The sequence below is a fragment of the Nostoc sp. UIC 10890 genome, from assembly GCF_054786515.1.
Map to the genome: position 1 here is coordinate 1 of NZ_JBSGKF010000154.1, position 1,392 is coordinate 1,392.

The 1,392-nt window shown below is 38.5% G+C and carries 2 protein-coding genes; both read left to right on the plus strand.

Going from position 1 to position 1,392, the window contains the following annotated elements; translation table 11 throughout:
- Positions 1-139 precede the first annotated feature (139 nt).
- On the plus strand, positions 140-322 hold the full coding sequence (locus ACWATR_RS40040) for a hypothetical protein (RefSeq protein WP_460345945.1): 183 nt from the start codon (positions 140-142) through the stop codon (positions 320-322).
- A 458-nt stretch (positions 323-780) separates the two neighbouring features.
- Positions 781-1,392 (plus strand): FAD-dependent oxidoreductase (locus ACWATR_RS40045; RefSeq protein WP_460345948.1); only part of this gene is annotated, 612 nt, incomplete at its 3' end.

Below are 1,392 nucleotides of genomic sequence, written 5' to 3' on the forward strand. Positions count from 1 at the left end.
CTCGACTCATTTCTCCATCACTCATCAAGAAAAATAACCATTGGCTAAATAAACACCTTGCCAATCCTAGATAAACGATGATGCCAAGAGAAGTCAGAAGTAGATGCAACATTAACCGTCTAATATTAATAGTAAAGTTTTGGTCAACAAGAAGCACAGGCAAAGAGGGGATGGTTCGCTAGTGCGAGAAACCCCATACATAAATTTAGGGCTGCTGAAACAAGAACCGGAGGCAGAGCGTTTCGCCTGTCCACCGCAAACACAGACAAATTTCTTAATGCTCCTCCAAAGTGAAACTATTAACCCTCTATTATCAGGCTAAAATGAGTCCAAAGCACAAAATTACCCTGACTTTTATCCTTCTTTAGTAGTAAAGGAGAGTTTTTGTGTAGCCAAGGGACTTATAGTAGCCAAAATCTCATTGAGACAAAGAGGCAGCGCGGTCTTCTGCCTTTGGAAGCTATATCTGCATGGTATTTACTCAACTCTTGGAGCGCGATCGCAATCTCAAAGTTTTCTTGGCTTTTAACCATTTAATATCAAGCAGATAAATGCTATTCGCTTAAATTCAAGATTAAAATCATGATTTTAACTTGCTAAGGGAGTCCGAAATTAGCAATTCTGACAAAAGAAAGTTTTATCGCAAAAAACTACTTTTGTAAGTTACTAGCAATAATAATCTTTGGTACTTGTATTAATATGCTAATAGACTAGACTGACATACTGTTTAAAGTTCATTTTCAGATTTTATCTGGTGTTTACTCGGCTTTCTTTTGTTTTATGGAAAAAATATATGATGTTGTAATTGTTGGTGCTGGGCCCGTTGGATTAGCAACTGCTATAGGCTTACGCAAGCATGGTATAGAAAATGTTCTTGTCATCGACCAAACTCGTACCTTCCGTCAGGTTGGTCATGGGTTGGATCTTCTCCCAAATGGATTAAAAGCTCTCAAATGTTTAGACTTTAACGCTTACGAACAGGTCATAAAAACTAGTGTTAGGTTCTTTGATTCTCAACAATCTAATAACGAGAAAACTGTTAAAACCAATCAGGGACAAAAACCTCCAAAGACTTCTTCTAGATGGGTTTACAAAAATTTGCAGGGGCAGCTAATTCGGTCAATACCTCTTGGGTTCGACGACTGGTTTAAAGATTATGGGGAAGGTCGAGTGTCAGTTCCTTGGTATGATTTGCAGACAACCTTAAGACATCTACTACCTCAGGAGCAGGTTCAAGCTAATCACCGTTGCATCGATGTTGTGGATGAACCAGGAAATGGGTGTGTCCGAATAGATTGCGTATCTAATACACACATAGAAACCAACCCCTATGCTCATTGGACAAACAAAGATAAATATAATGATATACAGTTCGAGAGTTCAAATACTGCC